Raw genomic sequence first — 24,850 nt, forward strand, 5'->3', positions numbered from 1 at the left:
CGGAAATATCTCCTTTCAAGTATTGCCGACGGATATCTCTACCCTTCGAGTGTCCTATCGACAAAAGCCAGTTCGTTTTTCTTAATCTCTTTGAGCGCTTTCTCCCAGAGAGGAACGGCCTTTAGTGCGTAGCATTCGGCCTTCAGCACTCCTCCCCTTATCATTTCGTCTTTCGTAAGAAGCTCTGCGATCCTGTCGTACCTCTGAACGTACCCCTTGAAGTCGTGGGTGAGGTAACTGGCGGAGTACTCCGATCCTTTGCCGGTTACGATGGTGTACGAAACCTCCCCGTTGAAAAGGTATGGCGGTTTCACTAGCTCCTCGACCCCGTGCATCAGTGTGTTCGGCCTCAATCCACATCCAATGAAAATCACGACTCCATCTTTCTCGACAAGCTTTCTGAAGGGCGATCTCTCACCCACCGGGGTCCTGTCCTTTGCGTGTTCGACCATTACGACTTGCGCGAGTGGACCGAAGGCACAGACCGAGTGGGTAGGATGCACGCTTCTGATTACCCCTTCACTTTTTCTGAAGGCTTCGGGAATAACTCCGACGTTGGAAGGTGTTCTCTCCAGATCGAAGAGAGGTCTTTCCGGCGTTACGCGCTCATAAGAAAGGGCGGGCATCATCACCGTGATCCCTCTTTCCGCGAGTCTCGCTACGGCCTCAACGACTGCCGAGGGGCCCCCATGAACACGGCCCATGGCTGAAAGCGACGAGTGAATCATCGCCACTTTCGCACCGTCGATGAGTCCAGCGATGGCCCGTTCTATTTCTCGTATCTCTTCGAACAACTACACTACCTCCCCACTTTCAACGTGAAAAAGGACTTAAAAATCGGCCTTGATTCGACGACTTCACGTGCACTACGTTACCAATGCCATGAATATTTGACTTCGGCAGCGTCTCTTCCGCCAGGAGAGAGGGGATATTCGAAGAGAAGCGTTTCCGCGTTTCGATCGAAAGAGGGCTTCGGGCCGAACATATGATTCCACGTGTTCACGTACACAACCGGTCTCTGCTCTAGGAAGAGAATCTCATCGGCTGTTATGTATGCCGAGCCGTGAAGATCTCGCGTATCTTCGAAGCGGTGATCGCCAGCAGAAACGCCGGGAAACTCTATGCCCTGGAGGGAACCATCGGCGTTCAGGCAGAGATAAAAGGTCTCGATATCGAAAATACGGCCGTATCTGAAAAACCTGTAAATATCGTACGGGATATCCGCCAGCCAGCACGGGTGATCTTCGTCTTTGAACACAACGGTCACCGAAATCTTCGAGGCGTCGACCGATTCTTCACAAAAAACCTCCACGATCCCATTCTGACTATCGAACGAAGGTTGAGAGAAGATTGGCAAAGGTGTCTGCAAAGCCGCTATAGATACAGTTGCCAAAAACATAATCAGCACCGAATTGAGAAATTTCATGACACTCTCCCCCTGTACACGAAATTAGTTTTAAACATCAATCTACTCACTCACCACTACCAGTTCTTTCATGGATCTATTCTATCTTTTTGAAGCGTCAACTGCTATCTTTTATCTCTCCGGCCAAACCTTTCGCGGCAGACGTATAAAGTGTGGTTGGAGGCTCGAAGAAGAACTCCGCATCGGACTCCTTTCCACAAAAAAACCGGTGTGAATAAAATGGTACGCTGCTGTTGAAAATCGAAGCGATCCCGGGGAACCTGCTGCCTGACACTTTCAATATCGAAATTCTCTTGGTTTGTTAAATCGCAAAAAGAAAGTTGAGCTATAATATGGTTTTGATAACCGGCTTTTCTGACTGATTTTTTGCGAACTAGTGTTTCCAGGCAAGAGGCTTCTCGATAGTCCCGATCTATTCGTCAGCGATTGAAGAAGTATTTTGAAATCTAATGATTTTATGATATGATTTATACGCATGAGTAAATAGCAGAAAAGAGGTGACAGTTATGCGGACCCGATTAATAGTGGTTTTTTCTATTTTATTGCTCTTCTTGACAACGAGCGTCCTTGCTTACACTCTCGAGGATGCGCAATCGGTGGCGGATAGAGCTAACTCGACGGTTGAGACGCTGATCGCCAGCGCGGAAAAAACTGCGGAAGTCCTCACAGAAAATTATAAGAAGCTCGCCGAGACGTTCAAAGATAGCGAGTATTCGTTGTCTCTTCTGGAGGAAAATTACAACAGAACAATCTACATTCTCGGTACCGGTCTGGCTGAAACGGCCTTTAAAATCAGCTCGGCAGCCATTGACAAGATCGCGACGATGGGATATAAGGCCGTATGCTATTATATTCCCATCACCCTTGGAAACCAGGTTTTCCTGATCGATCCCATAATAATCATCGACGACTGATTTCAATAGTTTCAACCCATACAGGCCGCGAAGTAATCGTGGCCTTTTTATTTGAAGCGCATTGGGGTACCCATATCTGTGCTAAACTCTATATTGATGATACGAATATCCGGAAAGTAATATCGATTTCATTGTTATCGGGGGGATTATGACGGATTTTATCGTTAGAAAGTCCGGAGAAGCAATCGAGAGAGTTGTCCAAAAAAGCGGTTCGCTTTCCCTTCTCGGTCAGGGAGATGGCGTGGAAATACTTATACAGGAGATTAAAGAAGGTTCTTTAAGCTATCTCGAACCGTACGGAGAGGAACTTCTCGAATTTTACTACATTCTCGAAGGAGAAATTTACTGCCATTGCGAATATGGTGAGATGATCCTGAAACCGGGAGATTACTTCTATGCCCATAACCTGAAAGCACCCGTCGAAATAAAGCCGCAAACCGACGCTAAGCTCATATATGTGTCTTCGAGAGCCCTTTTTAAGCACATAAGCCATAACATATCCGTGTTCAAGGAGATACTCAAAAAAGTCGAAAAGAAGGACGCATACACGCATGGCCACGGAAAGAGGGTCAGAGATGTCTCTCACGCGATAGGAAAGAAACTCGGCCTCGATTCCAGAAAGCTGGAAAGGCTGGCGATGGGCGCACTTTTCCACGATATAGGCAAAATAGATATACCCGATGAAATACTCAAAAAGCCAGCCAGATTGAACTCCGAAGAGTTCGAACTCATAAAGAAGCATCCGATATATGGCTATAAGATGGTATTGAACACACCGCTTGAAGACACGTCTGACATCATACTCCATCACCATGAGAGAGTCGATGGATCGGGATATCCCGATGGTATTCCGGGAGAACTGATGACGATCGAATCGAAAATAATCGCCGTTGCCGATTCTTTCGATGCGATGACTTCGATCAGACCGTACAGGGAGGCCATGACCGACGAGGATGCCCTTCGGGAGATCAAATCGCTCTCTGGCACACTTTACGACCCGATAGTTGTCCAGGCACTGGAAGAGTGCCTTCGCGAAGGCCTTATCTAGCATCGTCTTGCCCACACACAACAGGATAAAAAAACAAGGGGCCGATTATCCGGCCCCTTTTTTGTATCTATTTTTTAGAGCTTTGCGGCGAACTCTTTGCCGAACCGCTCGCAGTCTTTGAGGTTAATCTCATCAGGATACCAGAGCTTCTTGAGGCCCTCCTGAATCACTTCGAAACCCGCATCTTTGACGAACGCGCTGAGAACATCTACCGACTCGCCGCTCCAGCCGTAAGTTCCGAAAACGGCCGCTTTCTTTTTCTTGAAGGCCAGGCCCTTTATCTCGTGCAACATTCCCGAGAGCGGGGCGAGGATCCCTTTGTTTACCGTGGGAGAGCCGAAAAGTACGGCCTTCGCCCTGAAGATTTCGGTCACTATGTCGTTTTTATCGCTCTTTCCCGCGTTGAAAAGCTTTATTGTCACGGTTCCGTCTGTCTGGTGGATGCCCTTCGCGATCGCTTCGGCCATCTTTTTCGTACCGTCCCACATCGTATCGTAAACGATGGTCACCTGGTTCTCCTGATAATCTCCGGCCCACTCGAGATACTTCTTGACGATCTGGGCCGGATCCTTTCTCCATATCACTCCGTGGCTGGGACAGATCATCTTAAGAGGCAGCTTGAAAGCGAGTACCTCTTCTATCTTACGTGTAACGAGCTTGCTGAAAGGAGTGAGTATGTTGGCGTAGTATTTTATCGCTTCCTGGTAAAGCTCGGCCTGATCGACCAGATCGTTGTAGAGAAGCTCGGTCGCGTAATGCTGGCCGAAGGCGTCGTTACTGAAGAGAATCTCCTCGCCGTCGAGGTACTCGAACATCGAATCGGGCCAGTGCAGCATTGGGGCTTCAACGAATGTGAGCGTCTTTTTTCCGAGTTTGAGAATATCTCCGGTCTTAACGGTCACGAAGTTCCAGTTTTCGTGGAACTGCCCCTTGAGGGACTTGACTGCGTTGGCCGTACAGTAAATCGGCGTATCTGGTATTTCGCGCATCAGGGCGGGTAAACCTCCACTGTGGTCTATCTCTCCGTGGTTGGCGATTATGTAATCGATCTTCGAGAGATCGATCTCCTTCTTCAGTTTTTCTACGAATTCTTCTCCGAAGGGCGACCATACCGTATCGATGAGGGCAACCTTCTCGTCCCGCACGAGATAGGAGTTGTAACTGGAACCCCTGTGTGTCGAATAATCCTCGCCGTGGAACTTCTTCAATTCCCAGTCAACCTTTCCAACCCAGGTTACGCTTTCGCTTATTTTCACTCCCATAACAACACCTCCCGTGTATTTCGATTTAATTCTACCTTATTTGACGGGATTCAGCGGTAACATTTGTTACACTCTTTTCCTGTTTTTCGGATTCAAAGAAAAAGATGCACCGAAAGCGGAAAGGTGAGGATTTCAATACCTTTGGCGGATATTTTCAGTCAATGTTTCCAGTGCGCCTTTGGTCTATTCCGTACATGGGCCACATTCCCGCGGGGGCCCCATCGGTTTTAAGAGAGACTAGCTGGCTCCAGGTACCGATATCCACGAGCGTGGCGGTGAAGTACAGCGTACCATCGTCCGTCATGAGGGGGGAGCCGGCGCTGTTGCGCCCCATGCTGGAGAGTTTTGACACTCCTCCGTCGCGATCTACAACGTACAGTCTTGAATCGTCCCAGCCCAATAGATAAGCCAGGCCTTCGGACGACAGGACCGGGGTGGAAAAGATCGTGGTGCCGAGAGAGACCGTCCACTTTATCGATCCGGCCGGAGAGATGGCGTACAAAGTCCCCTCGTTGGTGCAGAGATAGACAGTCCCGTCCAGTCCTACAACCGGGCTGGAGGCTATGGCGCTGTCTCCACCGGGTTTTGCCGGAGCCAGTCTTAGAGTCCAGTCGAGCGTCCCCTCCAGGGTGTCCAGGCAATAGAGATATCCGTCGTGGCAGGCGACATATACGTTTCCCTCCCCGTCCAAAGCTGGACTGGAGTAGAAACCAACCGACGGAGCCTCAGTCTCGAAAACCCATAAGGGCTGCCCGTCTTTGATCGCAAAAAAACTGTGAGTTTCACTGCCACCTGTTACCAGCGTGCCGAAGAAGGCCGTTCCGTCTCCCCCTATCGCAGGCTTGGACCAGATCTCTTCACCCGTATCGTAATGCCAGAGTTCCACTCCCTCAGGCGATACGCAATACATGGTGCCACCGGTTGTTCCGAAATAAAGATTACCCTCGCCGTCGATCGAAGCGTCGCGAACGGTGTGGTTTCCAGAAGGCTGTGACGGAAAGGACCACAACAGAAACCCTTCGGGGGAGATCTTGAGCAGCCGGCCGCCGGTTGTTCCGATATAAATGTTTCCGTATTCGTCGATAGAGGGATTGCTGCTGAACCATTCTCCCGATCCAAGACCGTAAATCGAAGCGGATTTGCCGGTATGTGTGAAAGCGTAAAGATCCTCCTGCGTGGCGGCGTACACAATCCCCTCGCCGCTCATGGCCGGGCTGCTGAACTGGAAAGAGCCCCTGACTCTGGAAGTCCAGCTCCAGGGCGAGAAGATCGGCACACAGCCGGAAAGAATCAAAAGAACGATGAACGAAAGAAACAATAGCCTGCGCATCAGGCAACAACTCCCCGCGAAAAAAAGGATCTGTACTGAGATTATATCAATCTCCGGAGCGGTAACCGAACGAGTGCGGGAGAAAAACTCGAGTAAATCGATTCCAGATAGGCATTTGATCGGCAGCTATTCGTTGAATTGTATTGTATAATCATGCGTTTGAAGCAAAACATACGAGGGATATCCTGGATAAAGACGGCAAAAAAATCGCTGAAGAGGGAAAGATGCTCTGGAGATTCCCGAAAAACGCCGGTGAAAATATGGGGAGCATTCAGGGAGGCCTGGCGATGAACGACGGGGGATTGCTGCTGGTTCCTTCTACCGGCTGGCAATTCTACGCCGTTCAAACCGACGCACGCGGATTGGGAGAAATCCCGTGGCCCAGGTACGCCTACAACAGTCAAAACACTTCGGGTATATCGTACATTCCCTCTTCCCTGTCCATAACCATGAAGAACGCACCGCATATCCTCAGAATGGAAGGCGAGAAGGTCACGCTGGAGGTGGAAGCTGCCGGTGGAGTAAAACCCTATACCTACCAGTGGATGCGAGGAGGCTTTCCCATAGCTGGCGCGAATGGATCTACCTGTACTATCGAAAATCTCGAGGTAGAAGACGAAGGCGAGTACTATGTAATTGTGAGGGACAGTTTCAGACCCCATCCAAAGGTGCTGACCTCTAATACCATAAAAATCGAAGTGAATTCGACCCGGACCGGTGAGAAGAGATGGACCATATACGACTCGTTCGCTCTCAGCCCGGCCGTTGACGGCTATGGATACCTCTACGCCATCTCGAGATCGAGAACCATGTACCGGTTGGTAGTCGAGAGCGGTGAAGCAGCGTATGTACTGCCAACGAAAAACTCTTACGGAACGCCGGTGATATACCAGAGCCATGAAGAGAGTCCAATTTTATTGACCTTCAACGAAACAACCGATAGAATAACTGCCTTCGACGCCAACCGCTTCGACAAACTCTGGGAAGAGGCATTGTACAGTTTCGAGTTCGGCAATTTCGGAGTAGTTGGAGACACGGTCATGGCCATTCGAAGAGAAATGATCTATTCGCTGAACTGCATCGACGGAAAAAGGGGCAAAAGTTTGGTCAGTAATATCATAGCCCTCCCGCTGGAGTTTTCGATGACCGGACCGGGAAACGCGTTCTACTTCGGGACAGAGAACAAAGAGGTTGTAACTCTCTATATTGATCCGGTGGGAGCTTTGCGATGGAGATACTCCACCGTCGGGAGAGTGGTCTCCCCGATCGCGATAGACAGCGATTCGACTATCTATTTCACGTATGACCTGGGCCGTTTCTACGCTATCGATGCCGGCGGGAAGGAAAATTGGACGTACGATCTCACGGAGGGCAAAAAAGTCGATCTGAACGGGGTGACGGCTAGCCCGGTTGTATCCTCTGGAGGGCTCGTGTATGTGGCGGCCGACAACGGAAAAATCTTCGCTTTCGATAGATCGGGCAAGAGGAAATGGGTCTTTCAGGCAAACGGAAGTGTATATTCAACCCCGGTTCTGGGCAACGACGACAGGATATATATCTGTACCAGTTCGGGGACGGTGCACGCTTTGAATTCCATAACCGGAGTCGAAGAGTGGAAGTACAGTCTCGGAAACTACCGGATACTGGGAAGTCCGGTTCTGTACGAAGGAAAGCTCCTGGTCGGCTCCGAACCGCTGGATGAAAAGGGCACCGGGAAACTCGTTGCCATCAACGTCTCCAGTACGGGTCTCGATTCCGGACCCTGGCCGAAATACCGGCAGAACAACATGAATACCGCTGCCATTGATTAGGCCAGATAAAAACACACTTGAGAGCGCCTGTACAGTAAGGCAAGCTCCCTTCTGTCCCGGTCGTTTTACGAAATCTAAAAACCTTAGAATTGTAGTTGGATGCCTTTCTATGCTCTTTATAACCATCCGTGAATGCTATAATTCTCTAAATTGGTGGAAATTATGGGGGGAGACCGAATGCGAAGAATGATTTTGCTTTTCTTGATTGTTTTAATGGTTTCTCTGGTTTTCGCGGGTGAATTCAGGAGTATAGAAGCTATAAAAGCTTCCGGAGAGCTGAGAATACTCCAGACTGAGAATTACTGGTATCCCTTCTATTATCTGGACGAAGAGGGAAAGCTCGGGGGAATCGACGTCGAGCTTGGGAAGGACATCGCGGCCGCACTCGGGGTGAAGCCTGTCTTTATCCGGGCCATCGCGACACACGAGACGCTGGCCACACATCTGAAAGAAGGCGAGGGCGACATAATACTCAGCTATTACTCCTACTCCCCTTCCAGAGCCTCTCAGGTTTATATCTCGCGCGATTATCTGGTACAGAACCTGTCGCTGCTGATAAACAATCAGATACTTCAAAGGATAAAAAACGAATTAGATGAGCTCACACCCGAGAAGCTCGTCGAGAGCCTGAACGATCCGTCGATCTCCGTGCTGGTGATGATGGGAACGGTTTACGAGAAAATCGCCCTTGAACTTTTCCCCGGTGCGAAGATATTCAGTATCGGGACGACGGAAAACCTTGCCGGGCTTCTCTTCGAGAAAAATTACGATGTTTTTTTCATGAACGATCTCTGGACCGAGACCTTTCTGGTGAAGAATCCCTCTCTACTGATCCATTATTCCATCTACCGCCTCCCTTCGGAGGATCAGATCGTGGTGGGCGTCAACCCTGCCAATGCCGATCTGCTCGAGTGGATCAACCGGTTTCTGGACAGCGACTACAACAGGACGCGAGAGTATCTGAACAGGTACATCGATTACGAGTTGATCGCAAAGCTCCATCGAGAAATTTCAGCAGAGAGTCGGGTAAAGTTGCTGCTGGAAGATCCTTACAGATGGATAGTACTCTTTCTTATCCTCTTGCTGGCCTTTCTGGTCGTATGGAGCAGTCAGAAGAAGATCAAGAAAAAGAGTGAAAACGGTAAGGCTCCCCATTGGCTGCTGAACATCTGGACGATCCTCTTCGCGATGGTTCTCGGGTTCTACTCGGGTGGCGCCTTCCCGGACATCGTCGAAGGTCTCAGTCCGCTGGGTGAACTCTTCTTCAACTACATGTTGCTCTGTGGACTTCCGATCCTGTTCTGCGTGGTCACGCTGAACATCCTCAGGCTTCTCATGAAATCCGGAGGCGGGGGCTTCCTTTTGAAATTTCTGGGGGTGGTGCTCGTCTTTTTCGTCCTGGGAGCTTTGATCGGAATAGTCGTGGCGATGATAGTCGAGCCGGGAACAGGCGTCCCCAAAGAATCGCAGGAGGCGCTGGTGGTATCCATGAAGGCGACCAACCCCTTCGAGGAAGTTAACGTAACGACCGGCTCGATCCTTTGGTCCCTTCCAACCAACATGATAAGCAACAGCATAGTCAGGGCCTTCGCCGAGAACAAGACGCTTGCCATCGTCTTCTTCTCGATCATTCTGGCCTTTGCCATTAAATTCGTTAACGACTCCAAGAGAGAAGCGATAATCGATTCACTGGAGACGGTCGGAGAGATCTTCATATTTCTCTTCAGGCTTTCCTATTACATACTTCCTTTCGGCATTTTCAGTCTCATGTTGAGCCAGGCATCGGTCTTCACCGGAGACACCAGTGTTATGAAATCGCTCATAATGCTTATAGGCTGTCAGTTTCTCTGCTTCGTCGTCTGGTTTATCTTCTCGACAGTGTTGGGGGCGAAACTGGCTAAAATGTCGCCCCTCGAGTATCTTGGAGCCATAAAGAAGCCGACGATGCTTCTCTTCGCTCTCATGTCTTCGGTGGCGGTGATCCCCGAGGCCCTTCACACGAGCGAGCAGGTAGAGCAATTCAACGATGAGAATCAGAGGGGGGTTTTGCCGCTTCTGGTGGTTATGCTCCAGCCGCACACCGTTTCGCTTTTTGCGGTCGTGGCGATCTTCAACCTCCAGCTGCTGGGTCGCAGCCTCGGCCCTATGGATTATATGTATATAGCTATATCCTCGATCATCGCTGTTATAGCGACGATAGGAGTTCCAAGTCCACTGGACCTCTTCACCATTTCCATGGTCGTTCTTCCCTTCAATATCCCACCGACACAGGCGATCTTTTTCATGTTGCCATGGATGTACACGGGGAGGAGGCTGGAGGTTATGGGTATGATGATCAACAATTTCGCGGCGGTGCAGCTCTTCAGAAGCAAGAAACCGAAAGAAAACCTGTCTCCGGCTGCCAAAACCCTCGAATGAACCCGAATTTACAGCCGGCTCTCATGGCATGCTCCAGTACATCATCCCAGACGAGAACTCGACAATCTTTCTCGCCTAATAACGTCCCGGCCATAATATACCGTTTTGAGCCGGGACCCATGGAACTTTGAGGAAGCGGGAAAAGAATCCCGACAGGCCCTTTCAACGTTACAGGTGATAAAATTGTATCGCTGACAGGGGGTGTCCCATGAAGTTGTCTTTGTTTTTCGGACCGACCGCTTCGGGAAAGACAGAAACTATTCTCTCACAGCTCGAAAAAGTCCACAGGGCCGATCCCTTTTCTTATTACTTCGTCGGTCCGTCGGGTGACCATGTACGCTATTTCAGGGAGAATTTCGTGTCAAGGGTTGGCACGATTAACTCCTCCAGGTTTCTCGCCATGGACCAGTTCGCCGTCAATATATTCAGATTGCTGAATCCCGGTTCCTATCATATAAGCGACTACATCATAAGATTGGAAATCGGAAACGTCCTCGAGAAGATGGGAAAGAGAGAGCTCATAGACTCGACCATGTTCATAGACTACATACTCGAGATGATCCACGACGTGAAGGAGCAGGGAGGTTTCACCGAGATCTTCGCCAGTGACGACGAGGTGGTCTCGACGCTGATTGATATATACCGGACCCTTCAGGAGAGGTTCGCGCAGAACACCATCTTCGACACGTTCGACGCTTACACCGGGATAGAGGAGCGCGCCGACGAGATACACAAAGGCGAGTTCGGCAGGTACCTTTTCATAGACGGGTTTCACGATTTTAGCCCGGCGATTTCGAAATTCTTCGGCTCCGTCTTCCCCTCTTTCGAGGAGATCTTTATAACTATCCCCGACGACCCCGACAGGGAGGAACTGTATTCGGAGGTCGCCTCTATCAGGAGATTCATAGAGGATTTCGAGAAGCGGACTCCAGATATCGAGGTAAGCAGGATCTTCCTCAAGGAGAAGCATTACCCGGTTAAGCTAGAACACTTCATGTCGAATCTCTTTTGCGAGAATAAAAAGGCCGGACTCTGCCCGGCCGTGGAGGTAACGGCCTTTCCGGATCTCTTCTCGGAGGTGGAATGGACTGCCAGGCTCGTAAAGAAATACCTGGTCGATGGCTATGAACCGGGAGAGATTTCACTGATTGCCTCCGATTTCCAGATCTACGACAGGCTCCTTTCTCAGAAATTGCGCGAATACGGCGTCCCCTGGAGAAGCGAAGGCGATGAGCCGCTGCTCTCCTCTCTGGCCGTCAAGAAGCTTATATTGCCGCTTGAGGCTGCCGTCCTCGGCTTTCCGCCAGACAAGATTATAGCCATGGGTGACAGTGGCTATGGCGGGGAGATCGACGCCAGGTTTCTCGAGATGGCGGCCACCATGTCGCGAATAATATACGACAGGGCTCACGTCAGGCTGAAGTTGGAAGAGAGGCGCGCTTCGTGGGTAGAGCGGCTGGAAAAGTTCATTGAATTCACCTCCAGAAGGCGTGATGCGGTTCTCTCACTGGCTGAAGACGACCTGGATAGCACGGCGGCCCTGGAGATGGACGAGACTATCCGCAGGGTGAGGGAAGATTTACTTCCGGCCGTCGGCAGGATCTTCGATAAACTCCGGCCCTTCGAGAGTATGCGTATGAGACCGGTCGGGGAGTACTCACAGATGTTCGCCGGCTGGGAGAGAGATCTTGCCATAATCGATTCGTACAGGAAACTCGACCGGAACGACGGCGAGGGCGAACTCCGGGCTCTGAAAGAGTTCTTCGACAGGGTTCTGCCCGAACTGGAACGCATTCTTCTGTTTATGAACCGTCCCCGGATAGCTCCGGCGGAGTATTATTCCTATCTCATGCTGATGCTCAGGAAAGAGAGCTACCCGGCCTCACGCAGCATAGCCAACAGGGTAGAGATACAGTCGCTCCTCAAGTCGCGTTTCTCGAAGAGGAAGGTAAAGATCTTCCTGGGCTTCGTTGATGGGGCGTACCCCTACGTCAAACTGAATCCGCTGTACAGCTTCACGCAATACAGCGAGAGCCGGCCGAAGGATCTTCTTCTCACGCGCGAGAAACAACAGAGGCTGAACCTCTATCTTTCAATAACGACGGCGGGCGACGCGATCCACTTCACGTTCCCCGAATCGACAGTCGAAGGTGAGCCGATCCTGCCCTCTCCGTATCTCAAAGACATACTGGATAGCTCGGGGGCGACCGTTCAAAAGCGCGGCCTGATAGCCGGGAAACGTCAGGGACTGATTCCCGAGCTGAAAGACGCGATGAGCCGTCTGGAACTGGATGTGGCCGCCTCGAAATACTTCGACGGTCCCTTCTGGCCCGGATTGAGGGAAAGATTCGACCTGCAGAGACTGGAGGCCTCGCTTATAGACTTCAACAGGGAGTTCAGTTGGGAAGTGAGGGATCTCGAAAAGCTCCGCAAACATCTGGGGGAGACCTTCTCTTTTTCGAGGCTTAAATCCTACGACGACTGTCCCTTTCTCTTCTTCCTCTCGTACGTAGCCGGACTCGATCAGAAAACCGACCATATCTTCGAGCTAACTCCCCTGGACGAAGGGAACGTCTATCACGCAGTGTTGAGAGATTACTTTTCTGGTAGGGGCGAAGAGTGGGAGGGCTCACTGGCCGAGAACCTCACCAAATACCTCCTTCACGACAGCAGCGTCGTCTTCAAATTCGAGTTCGCAAGATTGAGAGAGATCCTTCAGGAATATATAACGATCCGCGAATCGAAGAGGCCCCGGCTGATGAGCGGAGAGTACTACCCGTTCGATTTCGAGAAGGGCTTCGGACTCAACGGAACCGCAAGGGTGGAAGTGATCCCCGGCGTCTATCTCAGAGGAAAGATCGACAGGGTTGATCTGGACGAGACGAGCGATTCTATATACATCATAGATTACAAAAGGGGCAACAGCGGAGATAAAGAGCAGCTGATCCTCTACTCGCTGGCCGCGGATACGCTCTTCGCCGACAGCGGCTATACCGTTGCCGGCGGTGTCTTCAAAACGCTGACCGGAAACACCGTCAACAGGGCGGCCTTCAAAGTCGAGACGATCAACGGCGAAAGGGTCTGGCGCTTCGTCGGGGGTCGCGGCGAAGGCGGCGATTGGAGCGAGAGCGATGCGCTGGCCTGGGTTAGGGGGATAACGGAGGGATTGTACGCAGGGAAGTTTACCCCGATCTGCCTTTCCCAGAGTGGCAAGTGTTTCAATTGCCGTTTCAAGAAGATGAAACGTGTGGCCACATGGAGGGATGGAAAGGAGTTTGCCGATGAGGAGTGACATCTTCATATCCGCCTCGGCGGGTACCGGAAAGACCTACAACCTTGTCAAGAACTATATAGAGGTCTTCGAAGAAGCCTTCAGACGGGGCGAAACCCTGGATGTCCACAACGTAGTGGCCATAACCTTCACCAACAAGGCGGCCAAAGAGATGAAAGACCGTGTCATAAGCTGGATCGACGATCGAATCGCCCTTGGACATCCCGGCAAATGGAAAACTCTCAGAAACAGGCTCACTTACGCCTGGATCTCCACGATACACTCCTTCTGCGAGAGACTTCTCCGCGAGAGCGCCCTCTTTTTGGGAATCGATCCGGGCTTCCAGATACTGAGCGGCATGAAGAGGGTGATGCTGGAGCAGCAGACCGTTCGAGGCTTTTTCGAAGAGAACCTTGAAAAACTGGAGCCCTTGATCGAACTCACCGGACTCGACGAGGCCTTCAAAATCTTCAGAGACTCGCTTTCGAAACTCAGACACGAACTGGCCGTTCACCCCTCTCCTGCCGGCTATTCCAGTTTGGAGCTGGGGGAACACGCCGAAAAAGTCATGGCCGGTTCGGAGTGTTTCTGCGTGAACTTCCGCGAACTGCTCGACAGGTACGAGGCCCGCAGTTATAGGATGGGCCTGGTGGATTTCGATCAGCTGCTGACCAAGACCCGCGACCTGCTTCTTCAGATGCCGCAGGTCAGGGAGAAATACAGAGAACGCTTCAAATACATACTGATCGATGAATTTCAGGATACCGACGAGCTGCAGAGCGAGATCGTATCGCTCCTAAGGAAGGAGGGCATGAATTACTGCCTCTTCGTGGGCGACGCGAAACAGTCTATCTACAGGTTCAGGGGAGCCGATGTGACGATCTTCAACAGAACTATGGACGAATTCAAATCCAGCGGGCGGGAAGCGCTCCACCTGACAGTCAACAGGCGTTCACACCCGGTGCTGGTCGAGTTTCAAAACCGCCTCTTCCAGAAGATCATGCCCCCCGACTATTCTGGCGATTACTTCCGCTCCGTCTATGAAAAGGAGGTAGAGGCCCTCCCTTACGAAAGCGACGAACTGCTCGAGAGGATAAGGCTGATCCGGAGCGAAACGTCCGACGATTCGAAAACCGTGGCCGCCGCCATCAGGGCGCTGCTTGAGGAGGAGATCCACTTCAGGCGAAAGGATGGAAGCTGCCTGAAACGCAAGATAAAGCCGGGCGATATCGCGATACTGCTCAGGACCTTCTCGAGGGTTTCGAACTACGAACAAGCGCTGGAGGAGCTTAACATTCCCTTTTACACGGTCGGAAGCAAGAACTTTTACGACAGACCGGAAGTTGCCGGACCGTTGGCCTGGCTAGATCTGCTGGTGGATCCGCTGGACGACTGGAACTTCGTGACCTTCCTCCTCTCGCCCTCGTTCGGTTGCTCGCTGGACGACATCCTCTCGCTGAGGAGTCTTCCGGGATCCAAGGGAAGACCTCTCTACTATGCGATTCAGGAGAGTAAAGAAAGCAAATTTATACACCTCAAAGAGCTCTTCGACAAATTCGCTCAACTGAAGCACGTGTTTTCTCCCAGCGAGATACTGGAAAGATTCGTCTCGGAAATCGACTATCTGGCCAGACTTGCGACGCTGAACGGCGCTGAGAGAATGATCGCAAACGTTAGAAAGATGCTTGAACTGGCCAGGGAACTGGACAGACTGGGGAGCTCTTTGCGCGAGCTCTCTTCAAACCTCAAGGCCTTCGTCGATTCTAGTGAGGAATCGGAGGCCTCTCTCGAGACTGAGGAGTCCGACAGCGTCAAAATCATGACCGTCCACAAATCCAAGGGGCTGGAGTTCCCGGTCGTTGTGCTGGCCGACCTCTTCTGGAAAGAGAAGGGGTCGCTCAGGAGGATACTCTTCGACGACAGGGGTTTCATTATCGTCAAGGAAAGCTCCGGCAGGAGGAACGAAGAAGAGACCGTACCTGGAAGGCTCCTTTCAAGAGAGGAGCAGAAGAGCTTCGAGGAAGAGAAGAGAACGCTTTACGTCGCCCTGTCTAGGGCCAGAGATATGCTACTCATGAGCGCCAATGGAAGGGGCAACGCCACCAGACCCTGGTCGAGGATGCTGGGGGGAACGCTCCTGGATATCGAATCGGGCGAATTGCTGCCAGAGATGGAAGATATAGTCTCTCAATTCGAGCCGGTCAGGCTTGGGCCTCTTCCGAAGAGAGAGGTAGAGGAAGGTTACGAGTTGCCGGATGAAAGGTATGTGCTTCCCGTCGAGGACCGATCTTACGTCAAGTATCTCTCCCCGACGGCTATCACGGCCGATATCGACGACGAATTCGAACTCTCCGACAGAGGCGGGGACGCCGGGCTGGGCAGAAAGTCTATGGACCTGGGAACGCTGGCCCATAGTCTGCTGGAGCCGCTGGGAATTAGAGGCATACATGGAACCTCTCCCTCTCTCGGAGCGATACTGGACGGCGGAATGCCGGCCACGGTCGACAGGATAAGATTCACCCGGGAGGACCTAAACGGGGTAAAGCGCGTTCTGGACGGACTGAGGGACCATAGAATCATCAAAGAGATAGAGGAGAGTCAAAGGGCCATGAGCGAGGTTCACTTTCAACACGGTTTCCGGAAGTACGTATTGATGGGAATCGTTGATAAACTATACCTGAAGGATGGAGAATGGAAGATCGTAGATTTCAAATTCGCGCGAAAGAATCTCTCGAACATAGACAAATACAGGTTCCAGATGGAGTTCTATCTCTATATGCTGAGGGAATTTCTTTCGCCGGTCGAGGCGACGCTTTTTTTCCTCAAAGACGGCGAGATCGAAACCGTGAGATTGGCAAGGCCGGAAATTTTCGAAAAGAAATTGATAGAGAAAATAGTCGAAAGCGGGGGTGATAGAGGTGAATCTTAAGCCATCGAGACGGGCGTTTTTTATCAGGTACATCATTTTTCCATATTACTTCGTTCTGGGCATCATCTTCTATTTGAATTTCGACCTTTCGGGGATCGACGGCAACAACAGGCTCTTTCTTATTTTCGGCTGGATAGCCCTCACGGTTATACCGGGGGTACTTCTCGCCTTCTCGCGGAGGAGATTCGGCTGGTTTTTCTGGCCATCCCTGATCAACACGGCGGGATGGTTAGCAAGGTTTATCTTTCCCGAGAATATCTACATGGACTTCAAACCCGTGTTCGATAACGGGCCAGTTCTGCTCTTCATGATCGTGAGTTTGATAGCGATAATCTATCTCGAACTGTACAGAAACACCTTCAAGTACGATCTAAGCGAGAAAGGCGTCGAGATAAGCTTCGGCTTCTTCGGCGCCAACACTCATATGATAGTGTCCAAGCATATAACCAACGTAATGCTCAAACGAAACTTCCTGGAGCTTCTTCTGGGAGTGGGCCACGTCATACCGGTCACCTCCTCGGGACTTGGAACGGGCGATAAGGGAGTCGTCGGCGGTTTCACTGGCGACACCGGAACGAAAAACGTCAGGGGTGGGGCTTTCATAGGAAGCACGGCCTCCGAAAAGGAATTCGTGGCCAATCCCAAGAACTGCATCTACGGTGTCTCAAAGCCCAGAAAAGTCATGGATTCGCTCAAGGAGTTGGTACTTTGAAGTGATAAAGGGATATGGCGTGCCCGGGGCGATTTGAACGCCCGGCCTCCAGATCCGCAGTCTAGCGCTCTATCCAGCTGAGCTACGGGCACCCACAACAATACAATGGCGGAGAGAGAGGGATTCGAACCCTCGGAGGGTTAAACACCCTCACGTGCTTAGCAGGCACGCGCCTTCGGCCTCTCGGCCATCTCTCCACCCTACAGAGTTCATTCTATCACGCTGACCTGAAGGTGTCAAGGCAACGCGTGTTCGATAATTATCTTTCAAAGCCCTTCAGCCAAGCCTCTCAGCGTTAATGACGCGCCTGAAGACGCCGTTGTTTTCGAATGAAACTCCCCCCTTCGGGGATCTGGCAACGCAAAGCACCTGCACTGGGCATAAAGAGAATTACACGAAAACTGCCGGAGGTAAAAATGACGATTAGAGAAGTGAAAATGGAAGACGCGGCCAGCCTGAGAGAGCTCCTCATAGACATCGGGTGGTTCAATCAGGGCAAGATAGCCGAAGAGGGTTTCATACAAAAACTTGAGATAATGGTCTCCTGGAATATAGAGGGGGAGGATCATCTGTTACTGGTTGCCGAAGAGAATGGCAGGATTATCGGCTACGTGGCGATCCACTTCATACCGTACCTGTTTATGGGCGGTCCCGAAGGCTACATCTCCGAATTGTTTGTCAAAAATGACGCCAGAGGAAAGGGAGTTGGTTCCAAACTGCTTTCCGAAGCCGTCAAAGAGGGTATATCGAGAGGTTGCTCGAGATTGCAACTGGTTAACATGAAGAACAGAGAGTCCTACGCACGCGGCTTTTACACGGCGCGGGGTTGGAGGGAACGGGTGAATGCCGCCGATTTTGTGTACGAAATAGATGACTAAAACTCAAGGAAACATCGACATGGGAGAGTAATCTTTCCCGACTCCCGGAATAACCGAAAAAGTTCTTCACTTACCTGCAAAGACCGCGGTTCGGACGGTGGGTTCATGGTATTGACCGAAAGTCGCTCCGAAGTTTATACTTGTTATGATCACAGACCGCAGACAAAGGAAGGTGAAGAGATGAAAGCGAAAATTAAGTTCCTGCCATTGCTTCTGGCAATGATCGCGTTGTTTGTTACCAGCGCTTTTGCAACAAAGCAGTACACCGTCGTTAAGGGCGACACCCTGTGGAGCATCGCCCGGAGGTACGGCGTGGACTGGACGGAAATCGCATCCTTCAACGGTATCGAGAACGAGTACTCCCTGAAGGTGGGGACGATTCTGAAGATTCCCCATAGCTTTTCGGAACAGACCGTTCTGATCACAAACGGCGACCACGAAATTCCGGCGGTCGTGTGCATGCCTGACGGAGACGGTCCCTTCCCGGCAGTCGTAATGCTTCATGGAACGGGTTCGAACAAGGACGAAGCGGGCGGAGGCTATCTTTTGACAGCGCCGGCCCTTGCAAAAGCGGGGATCGCCAGCATTCGTTTCGATTTCATCGGCAACGGTGACAGCAAGGCCGACTACATAAACTACAACTTCACGTCGGCCGTATCCGACACCAACGCGGCATTCGATTATATGGCCGGACTGAAAAGTATCGACCCCAACCGCATCGGTGTTATGGGCTGGAGCCAGGGCGGAACGATTGCCATGCTGGCCGCCGGCCATAACCGCTCCTTCCGGTCGGTAGTCTGCTGGGCAGGCGCCCCCGATCTCAAGTTGATAGGAACGGCCGAGAACTATGAAATCGCCAAAGCCAACGGCTATTACGAACTCACCTTCGACTGGCGCCCGTCGTTGAAGCTCGGTCTTCAGTGGTTCGAAGAAGTGTATAACACTGATGTTTTGCAGGTCTTCTCTAATTCCTCCGCCCCCGTGCTGGCTATCAACGGTGCAATGGACACCGTGGTCGATCCAGTCAACGCACAGCGCATAGTCGATGCGTCCAGTAACAAAAACTCCAGAGTACTCCTGATAGAAGGCGCGGACCATACGTTCAACATCTTCACCGGCGACATGACGGCTTTCAACAAACTCATCGCCGCGACTGTTGACTGGTTCGCAGATACTCTCTGACCCTTTTCATGGTGGAAGCTCGAGTTCTCAAGAATCAACGGTGATGGAAGACGCACTGCCCGATCTCTTTGTGAAGGATTCGAAGCGATACCGTCATAGACTCTCTAAAATGAAACGGCCGGGAAGAAACCCGGCCGTTTTTTGTCCACTTCTACTATTCCACTTTGACGTTTATCGCGAAGGTCTTTATCGGGTGTACGCTCTCCCAGGGTCTCCGCAGCGAAAAGACGATCACGCACTCTCCCGGACGTTCGGCCCGGAAGGTCCATTCCACTTCATAGGGGGCCCCCGTGAGACTTTCCTTTCCAGTATCTACGACACCATGTTTTACAAAAGCCAGTGAAAGCACATTCGGGTTGGAAATCCCCACATCCCAAACGTAACCGGTGCTCCCATTTTCTTCGAGTGTCAAGCTTGCCAGCTCCCCGATTTTCAGCGAGTTGACTACCGACTGCAGCATGACGGTAGAGGGTGTCGAAGACTGAAATAGCAACGGCGTGATCAGCACATTGGGAACATATTTACGAAGAATTTCTTCGAAACTGCCGTCGCGTTTCATGCTGTCAAGCGTCTTTTGCAGACTCAAAACCGTCTCCGGGTCGGTGCCTCTGGAGGCCGCGATGTAGAAATAGTTCGTCTGGATTTCGAGCAGACGGTCTAGATTCTCCATCTGGTAACCGGCGTTCTGCACCAGTTCGCTGACGGTGAGATCGGTGAATATCGCGAGATCGGCTTCGCCGCTCATCAGCTGCCGCACGGTGTCCAGAGGATCCAGAAAACTCTTCAGATTCGTGAAGCCCAGATCTATAAGGAGCTGTTCGGTCCACCAGTCCTTTGTAGTGGCGATCGTTCCGACCTTCCTGGCTTCTTCGAGATCGGCGGGAGCTACTGACGAACCGGCCCGCCCGTAAAGGTAAGCCGTGTTCCTGCCAACCGGTCCGATCCACTCGAAGAGTGGCTTTCGAAACTCCGTCTGATCCATACTGAAGAGAAGAACGTTGGGCAGGTTCGAAGCCAGTTCATAGCCTATCGTCCACGGAACAAGGAAGATCTCTTCTTTCATACCGTTTCGATCCATGAGCTCTCTCACTATCTCGATCACAAAGCCTTCAGGTTCTCCGTCGCCCATGTATGTAACGGGCGGATACTCCTCAGTGAGCAGGGTATAGATACCGGGAACGGGACGGCCCGGCAGCCATTTTTCATAAAGTCCAGCAAAGTCGCCGGAACTTTTCAAACTGTCCAGCGCCTCCTGCCACATCCGAAGGGTATCGAGCGGTACATCCTTCGAGAAACCTATATAGGTCATATCGAGGTCAAGAACGATCGTAGCGTGCAACTTTGAAGATTCAGGTATGTTCTCCGTCAGATGCTTATAGACATCGTAGTTGAAGGGTGCCAGGTCGATGCCGCCCTCCAGAAGGCTCTTCAACAAAGTCGTCTCGTCGTCGAAGATCACCGTATCCAGACCCTGTTCGGCCAGGAGTTGCTGGGAGTAATACCCCCGCACGGCGCCGACTTTCCCCGCTTTTCTTGCATCGTCTATCGAACGAATGTCTCGAGAATCATCGCGGGCGTAAAGGTATGTGGGTGTTACCGCGATAGGACCTACCCAGTTGAACTGGGATTTCCGCTGCGGGGTGAATACTAGCGTGGGCAGGGCGTACTCACCACCGTCCTGCAGCTTCGTGTAAGCCTCTTCAAAGGGCATAGCGACCATTTCCGCTTCAAGCCCGAATTCAGACGAGAGCAATTTTACAAGTTCGACCGCAAGACCCTTGAGCGAGCCATTTTCCTCGTAGCTGAAGGGGCTGTAAGACGGGTTGACGAGAAAGGTCACCCCCCGCGCCATCGCCATGGAAAGCGGGAGAGACGCTAACAACAGAAGAAAAAGTATCCTGCGCGAAATTCGCTTCACTTCATCGCCTCCCTTTTCAAACCTTTTTCAAGGCATTAATACAATATATCACACAAATATGCGACAACAGAAAGGAAATCTTGTTATGGAACAGGGTAAATATATACAACTGACTCCTACACGCCTCAACTTGCAAGTTGCGAACTATACCACCTGGAACGGTGGTGGATTGTGGGTAAGAGCAAAAGAACCGTTGTTGGTGGTGAGTTGGCGCAGCGTCGGAACGATGGATGCAGGATCGGTGCCCGGCATGCGGGAAGGAGGATCGATATCCAGAGCGGCTAATGTCTCTTCTCACTGTCCAATCCGTGTCATGATAATATCTTTTATGGTTCCATAAATGCAACGGAGGTCAAACAATGGAACTGATATATGCGACTACCAACATAAGCAAAATAGAATATATGCGAAGAATGCTAGACGGTCTGGGGATCGATATACTCGCGCCGGACAGGGATATCGCGCTCCCGGAGGTACCCGAGGAAGGCGACACCCCGGCTGAAAATGCGTACTTAAAGGCTCAAGCGTATTATGAAGCGATCGGAAGACCTCTCTTTTCATGCGATTCAGGTCTCTACATACAGGGTCTAGATGAGAAGAGACAACCCGACCCGAGAGTCAGAAGAGTCAACGGCAGAGAATTGAGCGACGAAGAAATGATTGAGTATTACTCGAAACTCGTCAAGGAGCTCGGAGGAATGGCGAGGGCGAGTTACAGAAACGCGATCTGCCTTATTATTGATCATGAGAAAGTCATAACTTACGATGGGGAAGACCTGGCCGAGAGTTTCCTTCTCGTCGATAAGCCACACGCGATAAGAAAACCCGGCTTTCCCCTCGACTCTCTATCGGTAGAAATCGGCAGCGGCGAGTACTTCGTCGAGCTCTATGAAAAGGGAATGATCAACAGCAATGGTTGCGATGCGGGTTTCAGGAAGTTCTTCACTAACTTAAGCCACAACTTCAGATAATCCAAGCTCACACAATTTTTTAGCCATGGTGACCCAACAAGATACGGTGAGAAAAGTGAATTCGCAACTCGAGAATTCAATTTCTCAGCCAGAATGTGGATTAAATGGGCTTGTTTGAGGATCAGCAAAAGCAAAACAGAAGCATATAATAACAGTGGCATTATCTGTCGCCTTAAGGAGACGGTTTTTGCTCGCTATATTACCGTGGAGGTGATCAAATGATGATAATTGCCAGCTTAATCCCACTCTTTATCGTAGGTTTTGTTATTGCCGAGATTGTTGTAATAATCTACTCGTTGGCGCTGATCATAAAGTATTTTTAGAAACTGAAATTAACGGGTGGGCGCTGCCGCCTTCAGTCAGAAACTGTACTGGAATTCTCGATTGTGCAATCTGATCTATCGGATTCTGGAACAGTTATCCCCGGCGACAATCCAGGCAGCGTCTAGAGGTCCAAACATCTTTGTTGTGCAGAATATATGAAACTCCAATTCCACCAGCCGCTTCTATACAAACCAGTGTCGTAGCTGGCTACCTGATCCGATAGGCGGTGTTGTGTGGTTCGGGCTTTCCAACTCGCAGAAGGCAGTCGCGATTCGCCACACGTGCGTTCGACGCATCGTCGTCCCAGCTACCACCACGCACCCCCCGGCCGGAACCAGCTGTACTGTTGTACGGATTAGTCTGCGCAGAACTGGAGTAATCTCCATACCAGTCGCTGCACCATTCCCACACGTTACCCGACATATCGTATATTCCAAGCTCGTTCGGCGCCTTCTTCCCAACTTCCTGGGGTTGTCTCCCTGAATTGTCTTTGTACCAGGCAACATCACCGACGTTATCGCTCCCTGCGTACTTGTATCCCTCAGTTTTGTTTCCGCCTCTGGCCGCGTATTCCCATTCGGCTTCTGTCGGCAATCTGTATCCGAGTACCTTTGTTATGTCTGTCGTTACTCTGCCGTCTTTGTCCAGTAGGTTTCCGTTGCTGTCGTACGCTTGCTGATTCGTTTATCCACACTTCTGGATCCAGGAGTCGATGTGACAGGGTCAGCATCTTTCTGTGGATGCCTTATAGCTCATATAAAGAATATAATCTATTTAGAAGACCTGATCCCGTCTTTTTGAAAGGAGATGAAATGATGAAAGCAGTTGTCTTCAATGGTAGCCCAAGGATGGAAAGAGGCTTCACTTCAAGACTGTTATCTCCGCTCCTGAAAGGAATTCAAAGTGTGGGATGTGATACCGAACTCTTCTATACCAGCACTATTTCACCACGACCTTGTAGTTGCGGGACTATGCACTGCTGGGACAAAGAACCGGGAATCTGTTGCATAAATGATAGTTTGCAGCCGATTTATCAGAAGATCAAAGAATCTGAGATTCTCATTCTGGCTGCTCCGGTTTACATTCCTCTGCCGGGAGAGATGCAGAATCTCATAAACAGGCTATGTCCTATGATAGATCCAGTGCTTGCCATTGTCGATGGCAGGACGAGAGCAAAGATGAGAGCCGGATGGAAGACGGAGAAGATTGTGCTGATATCCACAGGCGGCTGGTGGGAAAAGGAAAATTTCGACACTCTCATAAGAATCGTGCGTGAAATCGCGGAAAATGCGAACATAGTGTTTTCCGGAGCGATAATCAGGCCGCATGTTCACCTAATGTTTGACAGGGGAAAGCCAACAGATGAGGGGAAAGAGATACTCCTCAAAGTCGAGGAGGCGGGTCAAGAACTTGTGAGAAAAGGGACAATAGATGATGCTCTTCTAAACTTCATTAGCCGGCCGCTCGTCTCTCATCAGAGATTCATCGAAACCTGGAACAGTTGAAGGATTTTCTGGAAAATGCTTTTTCGTGAATTCAAACGGATAAATATGAGAAGAATTCGCAGCCAGTGAAGACTTCGCCAGTATCACTCCGCGGGACCAATTACCCGGTGGCTCATTTTGTCTCACAAATCGCCCTCAGACCCCGACAAATCGTAGCGCTCTCGCAGGGAAGATAGATCGCGATCCCTCTAAGCAGCGTTGGCTGAACCACTATGTCGTATTCTTTTTTATTCAGCGTCGTCGTCTTTGAGCTCAATCTTCTGCGAAGCTTCAAGCTTCTCAACTATAGACCCTTTCAGAGAGATCATATGTGAAGCTAATACCAGGAACATCAAAAAGAGCTCAATGAACAGGAAAGCTAACACATTCAATAAGAGGATAAACAGGACTGGGACAATGAAGTACACAATTTGCTCGCGGTAGATCACACAAAAAATTGTTGCTAAGAAAAGCAGAGCGCTCACAATGAACAGTACTATCACCTCCACCAGCAGAATTACTTATGCTTCTCAAAGTACTCCTGATACCTGGAAAGAGCAACCTTTATATCCTTATTTTGCCTCTTGTCGTCTGACTTAAAGCACGCATTGAGAAACACAACTTTTTTGTTCTTGGAATCAACCGAGAAGTAGACTCTTAGGTGCTTTCTCAGTTTGCTTGAATACTCTCTCAACTCATACAACTTGTCTCCTTGCTCAACTTTCTTGATCTTTGGCTTCTTACCCTTTATCATTTCGACCTGCAAGCCTTTGCCTCCCTGGAGCCTCTCGATGATATTGACAATATTCTCTGCTGTAGATGGGTCTGATTTTACCAGTTCCAAAATAAATCCCCCGACAAAATCGCGGTTTATGTCTTCATCAAACAAGTAAACGGAATAATCCTTCCATAGAAGCAATTCTTCTGAACCCTTTGTGGAGCTTACTTGCGTGAATTTCTTGTCTTTCATAC

At 50.6% G+C, this 24,850-nt stretch carries 18 protein-coding genes and 2 tRNA genes; 11 read left to right on the top strand and 9 right to left on the bottom strand.

Going from position 1 to position 24,850, the window contains the following annotated elements; translation table 11 throughout:
- Positions 1-38: 38 nt before the first annotated feature.
- Both MESINF_RS05085 and MESINF_RS05090 read right to left on the bottom strand, forming a co-directional pair.
- Positions 39-794, bottom strand: a complete 756-nt coding sequence (locus tag MESINF_RS05085) for an AAC(3) family N-acetyltransferase (RefSeq protein WP_169698829.1) — start codon at positions 792-794, stop codon at positions 39-41.
- A gap of 77 nt (positions 795-871) precedes the next feature.
- Positions 872-1,426 (bottom strand): hypothetical protein, encoded by a 555-nt coding sequence (locus MESINF_RS05090; RefSeq protein WP_169698830.1) that lies wholly within the window; start codon positions 1,424-1,426, stop codon positions 872-874.
- A gap of 506 nt (positions 1,427-1,932) precedes the next feature.
- Between MESINF_RS05090 and MESINF_RS05095 the strand changes: the two genes are divergently transcribed.
- Complete coding sequence (locus MESINF_RS05095; RefSeq protein ID WP_169698831.1) at positions 1,933-2,340, top strand: hypothetical protein; 408 nt, start codon at positions 1,933-1,935, stop codon at positions 2,338-2,340.
- Between the two features lie 148 nt (positions 2,341-2,488).
- Positions 2,489-3,388: an HD-GYP domain-containing protein gene (locus tag MESINF_RS05100; protein ID WP_169698832.1), complete on the top strand. Its 900-nt coding sequence runs from the start codon at positions 2,489-2,491 to the stop codon at positions 3,386-3,388.
- A gap of 74 nt (positions 3,389-3,462) precedes the next feature.
- Here the strand turns inward: MESINF_RS05100 and MESINF_RS05105 are convergent, their stop codons facing one another.
- Both MESINF_RS05105 and MESINF_RS05110 read right to left on the bottom strand, forming a co-directional pair.
- On the bottom strand, positions 3,463-4,650 hold the full coding sequence (locus MESINF_RS05105) for an anaerobic nitric oxide reductase flavorubredoxin (protein ID WP_169698833.1): 1,188 nt from the start codon (positions 4,648-4,650) through the stop codon (positions 3,463-3,465).
- Between the two features lie 154 nt (positions 4,651-4,804).
- A complete protein-coding gene (locus tag MESINF_RS05110) occupies positions 4,805-5,980 on the bottom strand; it encodes an outer membrane protein assembly factor BamB family protein (RefSeq protein WP_169698834.1) in 1,176 nt (391 codons plus the stop codon).
- A gap of 224 nt (positions 5,981-6,204) precedes the next feature.
- Between MESINF_RS05110 and MESINF_RS05115 the strand changes: the two genes are divergently transcribed.
- The 5 genes from MESINF_RS05115 (at position 6,205) to MESINF_RS05135 (ending at position 17,121) form a co-directional block, all read left to right on the top strand.
- Positions 6,205-7,791 (top strand): outer membrane protein assembly factor BamB family protein, encoded by a 1,587-nt coding sequence (locus MESINF_RS05115; RefSeq protein ID WP_169698835.1) that lies wholly within the window; start codon positions 6,205-6,207, stop codon positions 7,789-7,791.
- A gap of 177 nt (positions 7,792-7,968) precedes the next feature.
- Positions 7,969-10,209, top strand: a complete 2,241-nt coding sequence (locus tag MESINF_RS05120; RefSeq protein WP_169698836.1) for a cation:dicarboxylate symporter family transporter — start codon at positions 7,969-7,971, stop codon at positions 10,207-10,209.
- A 208-nt stretch (positions 10,210-10,417) separates the two neighbouring features.
- Positions 10,418-13,501, top strand: coding sequence for a PD-(D/E)XK nuclease family protein (locus tag MESINF_RS05125; protein ID WP_169698837.1), 3,084 nt, complete (start codon positions 10,418-10,420; stop codon positions 13,499-13,501).
- The gene (locus MESINF_RS05130) at positions 13,491-16,409 is read left to right on the top strand and encodes a UvrD-helicase domain-containing protein (protein ID WP_169698838.1); all 2,919 of its coding nucleotides are present in this window, start codon (positions 13,491-13,493) and stop codon (positions 16,407-16,409) included. The genes MESINF_RS05125 and MESINF_RS05130 overlap by 11 nt, the downstream gene beginning before the upstream one ends.
- Positions 16,399-17,121, top strand: a complete 723-nt coding sequence (locus tag MESINF_RS05135; protein WP_169698839.1) for a PH domain-containing protein — start codon at positions 16,399-16,401, stop codon at positions 17,119-17,121. The genes MESINF_RS05130 and MESINF_RS05135 overlap by 11 nt, the downstream gene beginning before the upstream one ends.
- 15 nt (positions 17,122-17,136) lie before the next feature.
- Here the strand turns inward: MESINF_RS05135 and MESINF_RS05140 are convergent.
- Together MESINF_RS05140 and MESINF_RS05145 are read right to left on the bottom strand one after the other, a co-directional pair.
- Positions 17,137-17,213: transfer RNA gene (locus tag MESINF_RS05140), tRNA-Arg, on the bottom strand.
- Between the two features lie 14 nt (positions 17,214-17,227).
- Positions 17,228-17,318: transfer RNA gene (locus MESINF_RS05145), tRNA-Ser, on the bottom strand.
- Positions 17,319-17,537: 219 nt separating this feature from the next.
- Here MESINF_RS05145 and MESINF_RS05150 point away from each other — a divergent pair.
- The gene (locus MESINF_RS05150) at positions 17,538-17,999 is read left to right on the top strand and encodes a GNAT family N-acetyltransferase (protein ID WP_169698840.1); all 462 of its coding nucleotides are present in this window, start codon (positions 17,538-17,540) and stop codon (positions 17,997-17,999) included.
- A 180-nt stretch (positions 18,000-18,179) separates the two neighbouring features.
- Entirely contained in the window at positions 18,180-19,181 is a 1,002-nt protein-coding gene (locus MESINF_RS05155; protein WP_169698841.1) for an alpha/beta fold hydrolase, read from the top strand.
- Between the two features lie 154 nt (positions 19,182-19,335).
- Here the strand turns inward: MESINF_RS05155 and MESINF_RS05160 are convergent, their stop codons facing one another.
- Positions 19,336-21,099 (bottom strand): transporter substrate-binding domain-containing protein, encoded by a 1,764-nt coding sequence (locus MESINF_RS05160; RefSeq protein WP_231936874.1) that lies wholly within the window; start codon positions 21,097-21,099, stop codon positions 19,336-19,338.
- A 359-nt stretch (positions 21,100-21,458) separates the two neighbouring features.
- Between MESINF_RS05160 and MESINF_RS05165 the strand changes: the two genes are divergently transcribed.
- On the top strand, positions 21,459-22,070 hold the full coding sequence (locus tag MESINF_RS05165; RefSeq protein ID WP_169698842.1) for a non-canonical purine NTP pyrophosphatase: 612 nt from the start codon (positions 21,459-21,461) through the stop codon (positions 22,068-22,070).
- Between the two features lie 531 nt (positions 22,071-22,601).
- Here MESINF_RS05165 and MESINF_RS05170 read toward each other — a convergent pair.
- Positions 22,602-22,988: a formylglycine-generating enzyme family protein gene (locus tag MESINF_RS05170; protein WP_231936875.1), complete on the bottom strand. Its 387-nt coding sequence runs from the start codon at positions 22,986-22,988 to the stop codon at positions 22,602-22,604.
- 221 nt (positions 22,989-23,209) lie between these two features.
- Between MESINF_RS05170 and MESINF_RS05175 the strand changes: the two genes are divergently transcribed.
- Positions 23,210-23,899 carry a flavodoxin family protein gene (locus MESINF_RS05175; protein ID WP_169698843.1) on the top strand — a complete coding sequence of 230 codons (690 nt, stop codon included), beginning with the start codon at positions 23,210-23,212 and terminating at the stop codon, positions 23,897-23,899.
- 496 nt (positions 23,900-24,395) lie between these two features.
- On the opposite strand, the gene MESINF_RS05180 is transcribed toward MESINF_RS05175, so the two are convergent.
- Positions 24,396-24,848 carry a type II toxin-antitoxin system RelE/ParE family toxin gene (locus tag MESINF_RS05180; protein WP_169698844.1) on the bottom strand — a complete coding sequence of 151 codons (453 nt, stop codon included), beginning with the start codon at positions 24,846-24,848 and terminating at the stop codon, positions 24,396-24,398.
- Between the last annotated feature and the right edge of the window lie 2 nt (positions 24,849-24,850).

The sequence above is a fragment of the Mesotoga infera genome, from assembly GCF_900157305.1.
In the GTDB taxonomy this organism is placed as follows: Bacteria; Thermotogota; Thermotogae; order Petrotogales; family Kosmotogaceae; genus Mesotoga; species Mesotoga infera.